The following is a 13,471-nucleotide window of genomic DNA, read 5'->3' on the forward strand; positions in this document are numbered from 1 at the left end:
TTTGAAAGTAGATGAGTATAACTGGTTGATGAGACTGTGAAAAGAGCATAAAGACCAGCTTGCAAGCTGGTCATACTCTTCGAAAATCTCTTCAAACCACGTCAGCTTCATCTACAACCTCAAAGCAGTGCTTTGAGCAACCTACGGCTAGCTTCCTAGTTTGCTCTTTGATTCTCATTGAGTATCAGTATAGGTTATAAGAATAAGTCTTGTAGGGTTTTGGTAACCCCATCTTGGTCGTTGGTAAGGGAAATTTGCTCATCTGCATAAGGGAGTAGCTCTGGATTGGCATTTTTCATGGCATAACCCTTCCCAGCAAAAGCGAGCATTTCGGTATCATTGTGTTCATCTCCAAAGGCAATCAAATCTTTTTTGTCACGATTCATTATCTTGAGCAAGTAGTCCAAAGCAAAGGCCTTGTTGACACCTTTTGGGGTACATTCAAGGATATTGAGCGGACCTCCCCAGGTATTGATAGAAAGTTGATGCTGGTAGAAGGCGTTCATTTCTTTTGCCAAGGCATATTTGTCACTGGCTCTGGTCTGCAAGAGGATACAGTTAGGGTCCTTGGTCACCAATTCAGGCTGGAATTGATCTTCAGGCTGGAAAGCTTCTACACCAAATAGTTTGGGATTGGCAATTTCTTCATTGGGATTTGTAATGTAGAATTTTTTACGATATTCTCCAGCGATAAAATCGGCTTGAATGTCCTCTGAACGTTGAACCATATCTAGCAGATATTTTTTGTCTACAGTCAAACACTTTTCAAAATCCCAAACTTGGTCTGGTAAATGAGTAAGGGATCCGTTGAAGTTAATCATAGGAGTGTCTAAGCCCAGTTCACGGTAAAAATCTTTTGACATACGGTAAGGGCGACCTGTCGTAATAATAACCTGATGGCCTTTTTCAGCAACTTTTTTGATGGTTTTTTTGGTAAAGTCAGAAATTTGACTGTCTGAGTTGAGCAGGGTTCCATCTAGGTCAACTGCAATAATTTTTTTCGTCATATGGACCTTTCTAGTGTGTTTTCAGATAAGATGTCTTCTATTATAACAGAAAGCAGGCAGAAAAGCAGATTCCAAACAAAAAATGAAATTGGATTAATTTCTTAAACAAATCAAACAAAGACATTGAAAAAGTGAATGATAAATGATATAATTCTATTATTGTTCGTAAAAATTAAAAGGAGATTGATAATGGACAAATTATTTAAACTAAAAGAGAACGGTACAGACGTTCGTACAGAGGTTCTCGCTGGTTTAACAACTTTCTTTGCAATGAGCTATATTCTCTTTGTAAACCCACAAATTCTTTCGCAAACAGGGATGCCTGCTCAGGGTGTCTTCCTAGCAACGATTATTGGTGCAGTAGCGGGTACCTTGATGATGGCTTTTTATGCTAACTTGCCATACGCTCAAGCGCCAGGTATGGGGCTGAATGCCTTCTTTACCTTTACAGTTGTATTTGGACTTGGTTATTCTTGGCAAGAAGCCCTAGCTATGGTCTTCATCTGTGGGATTATTTCATTGATTATTACCTTGACAAATGTTCGTAAAATGATCATTGAATCGATTCCAAATGCCCTTCGCTCAGCTATTTCAGCTGGTATCGGTGTCTTCCTTGCCTATGTAGGAATTAAGAATGCTGGACTTTTGAAATTCACGATTGATCCAGGCAACTATACTGTTGTAGGAGAAGGGGCTGACAAAGCTCAAGCAACGATTGCGGCAAACTCTTCAGCAGTTCCAGGATTGGTCAGCTTTAATAATCCAGCTGTTTTGGTGGCTCTTGCAGGACTTGCCATTACTATCTTCTTTGTCATCAAAGGGATTAAAGGGGGAATTATCCTCTCTATCTTGACAACAACTGTTCTTGCTATTGCAGTTGGTTTGGTAGATTTGTCAAGCATCGATTTTGCTAATAACCATGTTGGTGCAGCTTTTGAAGATTTGAAGACAATCTTTGGTGCAGCTCTTGGTTCAGAAGGTTTGGGAGCTTTGATTTCAGATACAGCTCGCTTGCCTGAAACTCTGATGGCCATTCTTGCCTTCTCATTGACAGATATTTTTGATACAATTGGTACCTTGATCGGTACAGGTGAAAAAGTTGGTATCGTAGCGACAAATGGTGAAAATCATCAATCAGCTAAGTTAGACAAGGCTCTTTACTCTGACTTGATTGGTACTTCAATTGGTGCCATCGCAGGTACTTCGAACGTAACGACTTATGTTGAGTCTGCTGCTGGTATTGGTGCAGGTGGACGTACTGGTTTGACAGCCTTGGTCGTGGCAATCTGTTTTGTGATCTCAAGCTTCTTTAGCCCACTTCTAGCGATTGTACCAACAGCCGCTACAGCTCCAATCTTGATTATCGTTGGGATTATGATGCTGGCTAGCTTGAAAAATATCCATTGGGATGATATGTCTGAAGCAGTTCCTGCCTTCTTCACATCTATCTTTATGGGATTCAGCTACTCTATCACTCAAGGGATTGCAGTTGGTTTCTTGACTTACACTTTGACTAAGCTTGTCAAAGGTCAAGCTAAAGATGTTCATGTCATGATTTGGATTTTGGATGCCTTGTTTATCCTGAACTACATCAGCATGGCCTTATAATAGGATAACCCAGGGGGATTTTCCCCCTTTTTGAATACAAAGGAGATAGGTGATGAAAGAGAAAAATATGTGGAAAGAATTATTGAATCGTGCAGGCTGGCTGTTAATCTTTTTGCTGGCGACAATTTTATATCAGATTCCTATAGGGGTTACTGCTATTTTAACCTTAAGAGAAGTACCGCTATTACAGTCAGGACTGATAGTTGCTGGTATTTCGATTGTGGTTCTGGTGCTATTTATTATTGGAGCTCGTAAAACGCAATTAGCAAGTTTTAATTTTTCATTTTTTAGAGCTAAGGATTTGGCACGATTGGGCTTGAGTTATTTAGTCATTATCTGTTCAAATATACTTGGTTCTATCTTGTTACAACTGTCAAATGAGACGACAACAAGTAACCAGTCTCAGATTAACGATATGGTTCAGAATAGTTCTCTGATTTCCAGTTTCTTCTTGTTGGCCTTGCTTGCTCCAATTTGTGAGGAAATCTTGTGCCGTGGGATTGTTCCTAAAAAGATTTTCCGAGGAAAAGAGAACTTGGGATTTGTAGTCGGTACGGTTGTGTTTGCTTTATTGCATCAACCGAGTAATTTACCTTCTTTATTGATTTATGGAGTTATGTCGATCGTTCTGTCTTGGACGGCTTACAAGACCCAACGTTTGGAAATGTCTATCTTACTTCACATGATTGTTAATGGGGTTGTTTTCTGTTTGTTGACTCTCGTGGTAATTTTGAGTCGGACATTAGGGATTTCTGTTTAATATTTTTGACAATTGCTTACTTGTTTCTACTGGGAAAAAGATGAATGCAATCGTGTCCATCTTTTTCTTTTTATGGTAAAATAGAGAAATAATATGGTGAAAAGCCTTGAGGGAGTGACTGATATGTCAAGTAAAGCCAATCATGCAAAGACAGCTATTTGCGGTATTATCAATGTAACCCCAGACTCCTTTTCGGATGGTGGTCAATTTTTTGCTCTTGAGCAGGCACTCCAGCAGGCTCGTAAATTGATAGCAGAAGGAGCTAGTATGCTAGATATCGGCGGAGAATCGACTCGGCCGGGAAGTAGCTATGTTGAGATAGAAGAGGAAATCCAGCGTGTTGTTCCAGTGATTAAAGCTATTCGCAAGGAAAGTGATGTCCTCATCTCCATTGATACTTGGAAGAGTCAAGTAGCAGAAGCTGCTTTGGCTGCTGGTGCCAATCTAGTCAATGATATCACTGGTCTCATGGGTGATGAAAAAATGGCCCATGTGGTTGCAAAGGCTGGAGCGAAAGTAGTCATTATGTTTAATCCAGTCATGGCGCGACCTCAGCATCCTAGCTCGCTCATCTTCCCTCATTTTGGCTTTGGTCAAGCTTTTACAGAGGAAGAGTTAGCTGACTTTGAAACATTGCCAATCGAAGACTTGATGGAGGCTTTCTTTGACAGAGCACTAACGAGAGCAGAGGAAGCTGGTATTGCTCAAGAAAACATCCTGCTGGATCCAGGAATTGGCTTTGGTCTGACCAAGAAAGAAAATCTGCTTCTTTTACGGGATCTGGATAAACTACATCAGAAAGGCTATCCAATCTTTCTTGGAGTGTCGCGCAAGCGGTTTGTCATCAATATCCTTGAAGAAAATGGTTTTGAAGTCAATCCTGAGACAGAAATTGGTTTCCGTAATCGGGACACGGCTTCGGCTCATGTAACTAGTATCGCTGCGAGACAGGGTGTAGAAGTGGTGCGCGTGCATGACGTAGCTAATCACAGGATGGCAGTTGAAATTGCTTCCGCTATTCGTCTGGCTGATGAAGCGGAAAATTTAGATTTAAAACAATACAAATAAGATGAAAGAATTTGAAAACAATCAGTGGATTGCTAACTACCGGACGGATCAACCGCATTTTGGCTTGGAACGAATGGTGGAACTGTTAGCTTTGCGTGGCAATCCCCATCTCAAACTCAAGGTCATCCATATCGGAGGGACCAACGGCAAGGGTTCGACCATTGCTTTTTTGACAAATATGCTGAAAAAGCTAGGGCTGAGAGTTGGCGTGTTTAGCTCGCCCTATCTCATTCATTATACAGACCAGATTAGCATCAATGGGGGATCCATTCCAGAGGCTAGACTAGAAGCCCTCATGGCAGACTATCAGTCTTTGCTGGAGGGAGAAGCGGTCGCCAATTTGCAGGGGACAACCGAGTTTGAGATTATCACAGCCATAGCCTATGATTACTTTGCCTCGGAGCAAGTAGACGTGGCTATCATGGAAGTCGGCATGGGTGGACTTTTAGATAGTACCAATGTCTGTCAGCCCATTTTGACAGGAATCACGACTATTGGATTGGATCATGTGGCTCTACTTGGTGACACCTTGGAAGCCATAGCAGAGCAGAAAGCTGGTATTATCAAACAAGGTATTTCCTTGGTGACAGGTCGCATTTCTCCAGATGCTTTGGCTGTGATTGACCGCATTGCAGAAGGGAAAGATGCGCCGAGACTTGCCTACGGGGCAGATTATCAGGTCAGCCATCAAAAGAGTGTGGTGACAGGCGAAGTCTTTGACTATACAAGTGCTGTCAGACAAGGTCGCTTCCAGACAGGTTTACTTGGTTTGTACCAAATAGAGAATGCTGGGATGGCCATAGCTTTACTTGATACTTTTTGTCAAGAAGATGGTCGAGAACTAGCAAGCAATGACTTGCTTGCTCAAGCCTTGGAAGAAACAAGTTGGCCAGGGCGTTTGGAAATCGTGTCAAGAGATCCCTTGATGATCTTGGATGGGGCCCACAATCCCCATGCTATCAAGGCTTTATTAGCAACCTTGCAAGAACGCTTTGCGGATTATCATAAGGAAATCCTCTTTACTTGTATTAAAACCAAGGCCTTGGAGGATATGTTGGACTTGCTGGGGGCCATGCCAGATACCGAGCTTACTTTGACACATTTTGACGATAGTCGGGCGACTGATGAAAGCGTGCTGAAAGAGGCAGCTAAGTCTAGAAATCTCAGCTACCAAGGTTGGCAGGATTTTCTAGAGCAGAAATTGACAGATAAAAAAGAAGAGAAACAAACAGTTAGGATTGTCACAGGTTCCTTGTATTTCTTGAGCCAAGTGAGAGCCTATCTGATGGAGAGGAAGAATGAAAATGGATACACAAAAGATTGAAGCAGCTGTAAAAATGATTATCGAGGCTGTCGGAGAGGACGCTAACCGCGAGGGCTTACAGGAAACACCTGCTCGTGTCGCTCGTATGTACCAAGAGATTTTTTCAGGTCTTGGTCAAACAGCGGAGGAACATTTGTCAAAATCCTTTGAGATTATTGATGATAATATGGTGGTAGAAAAGGATATTTTTTTCCATACAATGTGTGAACACCACTTCTTGCCATTTTATGGTAGAGCGCACATTGCCTACATTCCAGATGGCCGTGTGGCAGGCTTGTCTAAGCTAGCCCGTACGGTTGAAGTTTATTCGAAAAAGCCACAAATTCAAGAACGTTTGAATATCGAAGTGGCCGATGCCTTGATGGACTATCTAGGAGCTAAGGGAGCCTTTGTTGTCATTGAGGCAGAACATATGTGTATGAGTATGCGTGGTGTCAGAAAACCAGGCACTGCAACCTTGACGACAGTAGCTCGTGGTCTATTTGAAACAGATAAGGACCTTAGAGATCAGGCTTATCGTTTAATGGGACTATAATACTCTTCGAAAATCAAATTCAAACCACGTCAGCTTCCATCTGCAACCTCAAAACAGTGTTTTGAGCAGCCTACGGCTAGCTTCTTAGTTTGCACTTTGATTTTCATTGAGTATAAAAAGAATCCGCTTTGGGCGGATTTTTCTAGAAAGGAATCATTATGGATCAACTGCAGATTAAGGATTTGGAAATTTTTGCCTATCATGGTCTTTTTCCCAGTGAGAAGGAATTGGGGCAGAAGTTTGTCGTTTCAGCTATCCTATCCTATGATATGACCAAGGCAGCGACAGATTTGGATTTAGCAGCCTCTGTCCATTACGGAGAATTGTGCCAGCAGTGGACGACTTGGTTTCAGGAAACGAGTGAGGATTTGATTGAAACGGTAGCCTATAAACTGGTAGAACGTACTTTTGAGACCTATCCTCTTGTCCAAGAAATCAAGTTGGAACTGAAAAAGCCTTGGGCGCCAGTGCATTTGCCACTAGATACATGCTCAGTAACCATCCATCGCCGTAAGCAACGAGCCTTTATCGCCCTAGGAAGCAACATGGGAGATAAGCAAGCAAACTTGAAACAAGCCATTGATAAACTGCGAAATCGAGGTATCCATATTCTCAAAGAATCCAGTGTCTTAGCGACGGAGCCTTGGGGTGGTGTGGAGCAGGATAGCTTTGCTAATCAGGTGGTTGAGGTAGAAACATGGTTGCCTGCCCCAGTCTTGTTAGAAACATTGTTGGCTATTGAGACAGAGATGGGACGGGTGCGAGAAGTGCATTGGGGACCTCGTTTGATTGATTTGGACTTGCTCTTTGTGGAGGACCAGGCCATTTATACAGATGAGCTTATCTTGCCCCATCCTTACATAGCAGAACGCCTTTTTGTTCTTGAGTCTCTACAAGAAATTGCGCCTCATTTTATCCATCCGACATTAAAGCAACCTATTCGCAACTTGTATAATGCTTGGAAACAATAGAAAAAACTCTAGTTTTCAGTCACTTGCAACTGAAGGCTAGAGTTTTTATACTCTTCGAAAATCTCTTCAAACCACGTCAGCTTCCATCTGCAACCTCAAAACAGTGTTTTGAGCTGACTTCGTCAGTTCTATCCACAACCTCAAAGCAGTGCTTTGAGCAACCTGCGGCTAGCTTCCTAGTTGGCTCTTTGATTTTCATTGAGTATTAAAATAGGTCATTTTCTTCTGGGAGGAGGATAGTCTCTCTACCGTCCATATCTAAAACCAGTACTTTCGGGGGATACAGAGGGTCGAAAGGATGGTTAAAGTCAAAATCAATGGCTGTAGGGAGGTGTTGGCTTGAAAAGTGGAAGGTAATTTTTCCATGGTTATTAAGCAATTGAAACTCAAGTTCTTCTTCCAATTCAAAGACATTTTTTAAGAAATGGTCGATGATATACCAAAAAGAGTCAATAACGTCATCAGGCAAACTGGTAACAATGCCAAAACTAGCAGACCGCATGTGGGCATTGGTAAAAGCCATATCTCTGCCCCCTTTCTTTTCCCTTATCATACAACAAATAGGATTAAAAATCAAGAAAAGGTAATTTTTTGAAAAGGATTTTAGCTACAGGGAAAAATAAGGAAAAAATCCCAAAAATCTCCCGAAGTTAATAGGTAAATTCCCAAATTAACTTGATTATATAACTTTCAGTTACTTTGAGAAGTTACCGAAAAATATTTTTCATATCTATTGACTTTTAGGGGTGAAATTTGGTATGATAGTAAGCGGTATTGTTTACCCCATTTGAAAGGCCCCGGAACCTTCCAAATACTTTTCGATGGGAAGGAACACCCATCACCGTAAACAAAAATCGAACTATATATAGGAGAAATCATGAACAAAACAACATTTATGGCTAAACCAGGCCAAGTTGAACGTAAATGGTACGTAGTTGACGCAACTGATGTACCACTTGGACGTCTTTCTGCAGTAGTTGCTAGCGTACTTCGCGGAAAAAACAAACCAACATTTACACCACACACTGATACAGGTGACTTTGTGATTGTTATCAATGCTGAAAAAGTTAAATTAACTGGTAAAAAAGCAACTGATAAAATCTACTACACTCACTCAAACCACCCAGGTGGATTGAAACAAATCTCTGCAGGTGAACTTCGTTCTAAAAATGCAGTACGTTTGATCGAGAAATCAGTTAAAGGTATGCTTCCACACAATACACTTGGACGCGCTCAAGGTATGAAGTTGAAAGTATTTGTTGGAGCTGAGCACACTCATGCTGCACAACAACCAGAAGTTCTTGACATTTCAGGACTTATCTAAGGAAAGGAACAAATAAAGTATGTCACAAGCACAATATGCAGGTACTGGACGCCGTAAAAACGCTGTTGCACGCGTTCGCCTTGTTCCAGGAACTGGTAAAATCACTGTTAACAAAAAAGATGTTGAAGAGTACATCCCACACGCTGACCTTCGTCTTGTCATCAACCAACCATTCGCAGTTACTTCAACTGTAGGTTCATACGACGTTTTCGTTAATGTTGTAGGTGGTGGATACGCTGGTCAATCAGGAGCTATCCGTCACGGTATCGCTCGTGCCCTTCTTCAAGTAGACCCAGACTTCCGCGATTCATTGAAACGTGCAGGACTTCTTACACGTGACTCACGTAAAGTTGAACGTAAGAAACCAGGTCTTAAGAAAGCTCGTAAAGCATCACAATTTAGTAAACGTTAATTCGAAAGAATTACTATACTTATACAGAGCACCTTTCGGGGTGTTCTTTTTTTATACTTTCTTACTAAATTGGTGCAATTGACACAGTTGTTGCGACTTTATACTCTTCGAAAATCTTTTCAAACCACGTCAGCTCTATCTGCAACCTCAAAACAGTGTTTTGAGCAACCTGCGGCTAGCTTCCTAGTTTGCTCTTTGATTTTCATTGAGTAGTAGTCTCTCATGTTTGTTTAGCGTCTAAAAGAGACATTTGAGAAGATTGAAAACAGTTCTCTCTTTTCTCCTAGTATAATGATTGGTAGGAAGGGAGAGAAAAGATGAAAACAATGAGAATCTTATTTTTGTTAGCTTTAATTCAAATCAGTTTGAGTAGCTGTTTTCTATGGAAGGAATGCATCTTGTCCTTTAAACAAAGTACAGCTTTTTTCATCGGAAGTATGGTCTTCGTTTCAGGAATCTGTGCTGGAGTAAATTATCTTTATACCCGTAAGCAAGAAGTCCATAGTGTCCTAGCCAGTAAGAAGTCAGTGAATCTTTTTTACAGTATGTTACTCTTAATTAATTTATTAGGAGCTGTCCTTGTCTTGTCAGATAACTTGTTCATTAAAAATACGCTGCAGCAAGAATTAGTTGACTTTTTATTGCCATCCTTTTTCTTTCTATTTGGGCTAGATTTGCTGATTTTTTTACCCTTGAAAAAATACATGCGCGATTTTCTTGCTATGCTAGACAGAAAAAAGACAGTGTTGGTGACTATTTTAGCAACACTTCTCTTTTTAAGAAATCCAATGACCATTGTCTCTCTTCTGATGTATATTGGACTGGGTTTGTTTTTTGCAGCCTATCTTGTCCCAAATTCGGTCAAGAAGGAAGTTTCCTTTTATGGTCATATTTTCCGAGATCTTGTATTGGTCATTGCTACGCTCATTTTCTTTTAGAGAAAGCTTGTTTTTATGGATGTTATGATGGTAATACTCTTCGAAAATCTCTTCAAACTACGTCAGCGTCGCCTTGCCGTACTCAAGTACAGCCTGCGGCTAGCTTCCTAGTTTGCTCTTTGATTTTCATTGAGTATAAGTTTAGCAGGAAAATAGACACAAAAGAAAAGTTTTTGGTATAATAAGAGTATGTACACAAAAAATGAAGAAGAGCTACAAGCCTTAGGGGAGCGTTTGGGTCATCTATTAGCAAAGAATGATGTTTTAATCTTAACTGGAGAACTGGGTGCAGGTAAAACGACCTTTACTAAAGGACTTGCTAAAGGTTTACAGATTTCTCAAATGATTAAAAGTCCAACCTATACTATCGTAAGAGAGTATGAGGGGCGTCTTCCGCTTTTCCATTTAGATGTTTATCGAATTGAAGGAGATGCGGATTCTATCGATTTGGATGAGTTTCTCTTTGGTGGCGGAGTGACTGTTATTGAGTGGGGCAATCTCTTAGGAGATGCCTTGCCAGATACTTATTTAGAGTTGGAAATTCTAAAAGAAGAAGACGGTCGCAGATTACATTTCCAAGCAAAGGGTTTGCGTGCAGAAAAGCTTTTAGAGGAGCTTCAACATGGAGTATGAATTGCTCATTAGGGAAGCAGAGCCCAAAGATGCAGCTGAATTAGTGGCCTTTTTAAATCGTGTAAGTTTAGAGACAGATTTTACCAGCCTAGACAGAGATGGTATTCTCTTGACCAGTGAGGAGATGGAAATATTCCTCAACAAGCAAGCTAGTTCGGACAATCAGATAACCTTACTTGCATTCTTAAATGATAAAATTGCTGGTATTGTAAATATTACAGCTGACCAGCGCAAGAGAGTCCGTCATATTGGAGATCTCTTCATTGTGATTGGCAAAAGATATTGGAATAATGGCTTGGGAAGTTTGTTGCTAGAAGAAGCGATAGAGTGGGCACAAGCAAGTGGCATTCTGCGTCGTCTCCAACTGACTGTCCAAACTCGTAATCAAGCAGCAGTTCATCTTTATCAAAAGCATGGCTTTATAATTGAAGGTCGCCAAGAGCGTGGGGCATATATAGAAGAAGGGAAATTTATCGATGTTTACTTGATGGGTAAACTGATCGATTAGTAGAAATATGGTTAAAAAAATTATTGGAATGGTGCTAGCTTTACTTTCTGTAACTGTAGTAGGAGCAGGTATTTTTGCTTATACTATTTATCAGCAAGGGACAGAAACCTTAGCTAAAACCTATAAAAAAATCGGCGAAGAAACCAAGGTTATTGAAGCAACTGAACCTTTGACCATTCTGTTAATGGGGGTTGACACCGGAAATGCTGAACGAACTGAAACTTGGGTCGGTAGAAGTGATAGCATGATCTTGATGACAGTGAATCCTAAAACGAAAAAAACAACGATGATGAGTTTAGAGCGGGATATTCTGACCCGCATTGAATCAGGGAATGGTCAGGTTCATGAAGCGAAACTGAATTCAGCATATGCAGATGGTGGAGCAGAGCTTGCTATAGAAACCATTCAAAAAATGATGAATATCCATATTGATCGCTATGTGATGGTCAATATGAAAGGGTTACAAAAACTAGTGGATGCAGTAGGTGGTATTACAGTCAATAATACCCTAGGTTTCCCAATTTCTATCAGTGACCAAGAAGAATTTAATACCATTTCTATTGGTGTTGGGGAGCAACATATTGGGGGAGAAGAAGCCCTAGTCTATGCACGAATGCGTTACCAAGATCCTGAGGGGGATTATGGTCGTCAAAAACGTCAACGTGAAGTTATTCAAAAAGTCATGGAAAAAGCTCTCAGTTTAAATAGCGTTGGTCATTATCAAGAGATTCTAAAAGCTTTGAGTGACAATATGCAGACCAATATTGATTTGTCTGCAAAAAGTATCCCTAACTTGCTAGGGTATAAAGATTCATTTAAAACCATTGAAACTCAGCAGTTGCAGGGTGAAGGAGAGATGCTTCAAGGTGTTTCTTACCAGATTGTTTCGAGAGCCCATATGTTGGAAATGCAAAATTTACTCCGACGTTCTTTGGGACAAGAAGAAGTCACTCAGCTTGAAACTAATGCGGTTTTATTTGAAGATTTATTTGGCAGAGCCCCTGTTGGTGATGAAGATAATTAACTTTTGATACAAATAAAAAATCAATCGTAGGAAAATTCCTGCGATTTTTTCAAAAAAATACGAATAGATAGGTAGGAGGAAACATGAAAGCAGAAATCATTGCTGTTGGAACAGAGATTTTGACAGGACAGATTGTCAATACCAATGCTCAGTTTTTGTCGGAAAAACTAGCAGAAATTGGGGTAGACGTATATTTTCAGACGGCTGTAGGAGACAATGAAGCTCGTCTCTTGTCTTTGCTTGAGATTGCCAGTCAACGTAGCAGTCTGGTGATTTTGACAGGTGGTTTAGGGCCGACTGAGGACGATTTGACCAAACAAACTCTGGCTAAATTTTTAGGGAAAGAATTAGTCTTCGATCCTCAGACCCAGGAGAAGTTGGATGTCTTTTTTGCCCAGAGACCAGACTATGCCCGAACACCTAATAACGAAAGACAAGCTCAAATTGTAGAAGGAGCGACTCCACTGCCCAACGAAACAGGACTGGCTGTGGGAGGCATTTTGGAAGTCGAAGGAGTGACCTACGTCGTCCTTCCAGGTCCACCGAGTGAATTGAAACCTATGGTCTTAAACCAACTTTTACCCAAGTTGATGACAGGGAGAAAGCTGTATTCCCGAGTTCTTCGTTTCTTTGGAATTGGCGAGAGTCAGCTGGTGACGATTTTGGCTGATTTAATTGAGAATCAAACAGATCCGACCTTGGCACCTTATGCCAAGACAGGAGAAGTCACTCTACGTCTGTCAACAAAGGCTAGCAGTCAAGAAGAGGCGAATCAAGCGCTGGATATCTTAGAAAACCAAATCTTGAATCGCCAAACTTTTGAAGGCTTTTCTTTACGAGAACTTTGCTATGGTTATGGGGAAGAGACTAGTTTAGCCAGCATTGTGGTAGAAGAACTGAAAAGGCAAGGGAAAACCATCACGGCTGCAGAGAGTTTGACGGCAGGTCTTTTCCAAGCTAGTCTAGCGGATTTGTCAGGAGCTTCAAGTATATTTAAGGGTGGTTTTGTGACCTATAGCTTGGAGGAAAAATCAAAAATGTTGGATATTCCTGTCAAGGATTTGGAAGAACATGGTGTGGTGTCTGAATTTACAGCTCAGAAGATGGCTGAGCAGGCACGAATCAAGATCCAGTCTGATTTTGGAATTAGTTTGACTGGAGTGGCAGGACCAGATAGCCTAGAAGGATATCCAGCTGGGACGGTCTTCATAGGCTTGGCTCAAGAGCAAGGAACTGAGGTTATCAAGGTGAATATTGGAGGCAGAAGTCGAGCAGATGTACGTCACATTGCGGTTATGCATGCCTTTAACCTAGTTCGCAAGGCTTTATTAAGTGACTAACTTTTGATATAATAGTAGA

The 13,471-nt window shown here is 41.0% G+C and carries 16 protein-coding genes; 13 read left to right on the plus strand and 3 right to left on the minus strand.

Annotated features, from left to right (window positions below; genetic code table 11):
* Positions 1-194: 194 nt before the first annotated feature.
* Positions 195-1,007, minus strand: a complete 813-nt coding sequence (locus tag HT687_RS09100; RefSeq protein WP_172924172.1) for a Cof-type HAD-IIB family hydrolase — start codon at positions 1,005-1,007, stop codon at positions 195-197.
* A gap of 189 nt (positions 1,008-1,196) precedes the next feature.
* Between HT687_RS09100 and HT687_RS09105 the strand changes: the two genes are divergently transcribed.
* The 6 genes from HT687_RS09105 to folK all read left to right on the plus strand — a co-directional run bounded on the left by HT687_RS09105 (position 1,197) and on the right by folK (position 7,273).
* Entirely contained in the window at positions 1,197-2,615 is a 1,419-nt protein-coding gene (locus HT687_RS09105) for an NCS2 family permease (RefSeq protein WP_000359272.1), read from the plus strand.
* A 52-nt stretch (positions 2,616-2,667) separates the two neighbouring features.
* Entirely contained in the window at positions 2,668-3,375 is a 708-nt protein-coding gene (locus HT687_RS09110; protein WP_000660471.1) for a CPBP family intramembrane glutamic endopeptidase, read from the plus strand.
* Positions 3,376-3,468: 93 nt separating this feature from the next.
* Positions 3,469-4,443 (plus strand): dihydropteroate synthase, encoded by a 975-nt coding sequence (gene folP, locus HT687_RS09115; protein ID WP_000240957.1) that lies wholly within the window; start codon positions 3,469-3,471, stop codon positions 4,441-4,443.
* A 1-nt stretch (position 4,444) separates the two neighbouring features.
* Positions 4,445-5,767 carry a folylpolyglutamate synthase/dihydrofolate synthase family protein gene (locus HT687_RS09120; RefSeq protein WP_000657461.1) on the plus strand — a complete coding sequence of 441 codons (1,323 nt, stop codon included), beginning with the start codon at positions 4,445-4,447 and terminating at the stop codon, positions 5,765-5,767.
* Complete coding sequence (gene folE, locus HT687_RS09125; RefSeq protein ID WP_000380916.1) at positions 5,748-6,302, plus strand: GTP cyclohydrolase I FolE; 555 nt, start codon at positions 5,748-5,750, stop codon at positions 6,300-6,302. Before HT687_RS09120 ends, folE begins: the two co-directional genes overlap by 20 nt.
* Before the next feature lie 158 nt (positions 6,303-6,460).
* Positions 6,461-7,273 (plus strand): 2-amino-4-hydroxy-6-hydroxymethyldihydropteridine diphosphokinase, encoded by an 813-nt coding sequence (folK, locus tag HT687_RS09130; protein WP_023936478.1) that lies wholly within the window; start codon positions 6,461-6,463, stop codon positions 7,271-7,273.
* A gap of 76 nt (positions 7,274-7,349) precedes the next feature.
* Here folK and HT687_RS12220 read toward each other — a convergent pair whose 3' ends face one another.
* Positions 7,350-7,472, minus strand: coding sequence for a hypothetical protein (locus tag HT687_RS12220; protein WP_258953693.1), 123 nt, complete (start codon positions 7,470-7,472; stop codon positions 7,350-7,352).
* Between the two features lie 6 nt (positions 7,473-7,478).
* On the minus strand, positions 7,479-7,796 hold the full coding sequence (locus HT687_RS09135) for a DUF960 domain-containing protein (protein WP_031233617.1): 318 nt from the start codon (positions 7,794-7,796) through the stop codon (positions 7,479-7,481).
* A gap of 354 nt (positions 7,797-8,150) precedes the next feature.
* Between HT687_RS09135 and rplM the strand changes: the two genes are divergently transcribed.
* From rplM to HT687_RS09170, 7 genes are all read left to right on the plus strand, one after another.
* Positions 8,151-8,597 (plus strand): 50S ribosomal protein L13, encoded by a 447-nt coding sequence (rplM, locus tag HT687_RS09140; protein WP_001044624.1) that lies wholly within the window; start codon positions 8,151-8,153, stop codon positions 8,595-8,597.
* Positions 8,598-8,616: 19 nt separating this feature from the next.
* Positions 8,617-9,009: a 30S ribosomal protein S9 gene (rpsI, locus tag HT687_RS09145; protein ID WP_000075973.1), complete on the plus strand. Its 393-nt coding sequence runs from the start codon at positions 8,617-8,619 to the stop codon at positions 9,007-9,009.
* A 317-nt stretch (positions 9,010-9,326) separates the two neighbouring features.
* The gene (locus HT687_RS09150; RefSeq protein ID WP_172924173.1) at positions 9,327-9,947 is read left to right on the plus strand and encodes a hypothetical protein; all 621 of its coding nucleotides are present in this window, start codon (positions 9,327-9,329) and stop codon (positions 9,945-9,947) included.
* Between the two features lie 189 nt (positions 9,948-10,136).
* The gene (tsaE, locus tag HT687_RS09155; RefSeq protein WP_023936473.1) at positions 10,137-10,580 is read left to right on the plus strand and encodes a tRNA (adenosine(37)-N6)-threonylcarbamoyltransferase complex ATPase subunit type 1 TsaE; all 444 of its coding nucleotides are present in this window, start codon (positions 10,137-10,139) and stop codon (positions 10,578-10,580) included.
* Positions 10,570-11,088 carry a GNAT family N-acetyltransferase gene (locus HT687_RS09160; protein WP_023936471.1) on the plus strand — a complete coding sequence of 173 codons (519 nt, stop codon included), beginning with the start codon at positions 10,570-10,572 and terminating at the stop codon, positions 11,086-11,088. The genes tsaE and HT687_RS09160 overlap by 11 nt, the downstream gene beginning before the upstream one ends.
* Positions 11,089-11,095: 7 nt before the next feature.
* The gene (locus HT687_RS09165; RefSeq protein WP_000239276.1) at positions 11,096-12,112 is read left to right on the plus strand and encodes an LCP family protein; all 1,017 of its coding nucleotides are present in this window, start codon (positions 11,096-11,098) and stop codon (positions 12,110-12,112) included.
* An 83-nt stretch (positions 12,113-12,195) separates the two neighbouring features.
* Positions 12,196-13,452: a competence/damage-inducible protein A gene (locus HT687_RS09170; RefSeq protein ID WP_023936469.1), complete on the plus strand. Its 1,257-nt coding sequence runs from the start codon at positions 12,196-12,198 to the stop codon at positions 13,450-13,452.
* Positions 13,453-13,471: the final 19 nt, after the last annotated feature.

Origin of the sequence: Streptococcus sp. 1449, assembly GCF_013276805.1 — a bacterium.
GTDB lineage: Bacteria > Bacillota > Bacilli > Lactobacillales > Streptococcaceae > Streptococcus > Streptococcus pseudopneumoniae.

What these genes read in the sequence shown, in the direction of transcription:
- tsaE (WP_023936473.1), top strand. Translation starts at nt 10,137, where the DNA reads ATGTACACAAAAAATGAAGAAGAGCTACAAGCCTTAGGGGAGCGTTTG.
- HT687_RS09170 (WP_023936469.1), top strand. Translation starts at nt 12,196, where the DNA reads ATGAAAGCAGAAATCATTGCTGTTGGAACAGAGATTTTGACAGGACAG.
- folP (WP_000240957.1), top strand. Translation starts at nt 3,469, where the DNA reads ATGGTGAAAAGCCTTGAGGGAGTGACTGATATGTCAAGTAAAGCCAAT.
- rpsI (WP_000075973.1), top strand. Translation starts at nt 8,617, where the DNA reads ATGTCACAAGCACAATATGCAGGTACTGGACGCCGTAAAAACGCTGTT.
- HT687_RS09160 (WP_023936471.1), top strand. Translation starts at nt 10,570, where the DNA reads ATGGAGTATGAATTGCTCATTAGGGAAGCAGAGCCCAAAGATGCAGCT.
- HT687_RS09110 (WP_000660471.1), top strand. Translation starts at nt 2,668, where the DNA reads ATGAAAGAGAAAAATATGTGGAAAGAATTATTGAATCGTGCAGGCTGG.
- HT687_RS09165 (WP_000239276.1), top strand. Translation starts at nt 11,096, where the DNA reads ATGGTTAAAAAAATTATTGGAATGGTGCTAGCTTTACTTTCTGTAACT.
- HT687_RS09150 (WP_172924173.1), top strand. Translation starts at nt 9,327, where the DNA reads ATGAAAACAATGAGAATCTTATTTTTGTTAGCTTTAATTCAAATCAGT.
- HT687_RS09120 (WP_000657461.1), top strand. Translation starts at nt 4,445, where the DNA reads ATGAAAGAATTTGAAAACAATCAGTGGATTGCTAACTACCGGACGGAT.
- HT687_RS09100 (WP_172924172.1), bottom strand. Translation starts at nt 1,007, where the DNA reads ATGACGAAAAAAATTATTGCAGTTGACCTAGATGGAACCCTGCTCAAC.
- folE (WP_000380916.1), top strand. Translation starts at nt 5,748, where the DNA reads ATGGATACACAAAAGATTGAAGCAGCTGTAAAAATGATTATCGAGGCT.
- HT687_RS09105 (WP_000359272.1), top strand. Translation starts at nt 1,197, where the DNA reads ATGGACAAATTATTTAAACTAAAAGAGAACGGTACAGACGTTCGTACA.
- HT687_RS12220 (WP_258953693.1), bottom strand. Translation starts at nt 7,472, where the DNA reads ATGAAAATCAAAGAGCCAACTAGGAAGCTAGCCGCAGGTTGCTCAAAG.
- folK (WP_023936478.1), top strand. Translation starts at nt 6,461, where the DNA reads ATGGATCAACTGCAGATTAAGGATTTGGAAATTTTTGCCTATCATGGT.
- rplM (WP_001044624.1), top strand. Translation starts at nt 8,151, where the DNA reads ATGAACAAAACAACATTTATGGCTAAACCAGGCCAAGTTGAACGTAAA.
- HT687_RS09135 (WP_031233617.1), bottom strand. Translation starts at nt 7,796, where the DNA reads ATGGCTTTTACCAATGCCCACATGCGGTCTGCTAGTTTTGGCATTGTT.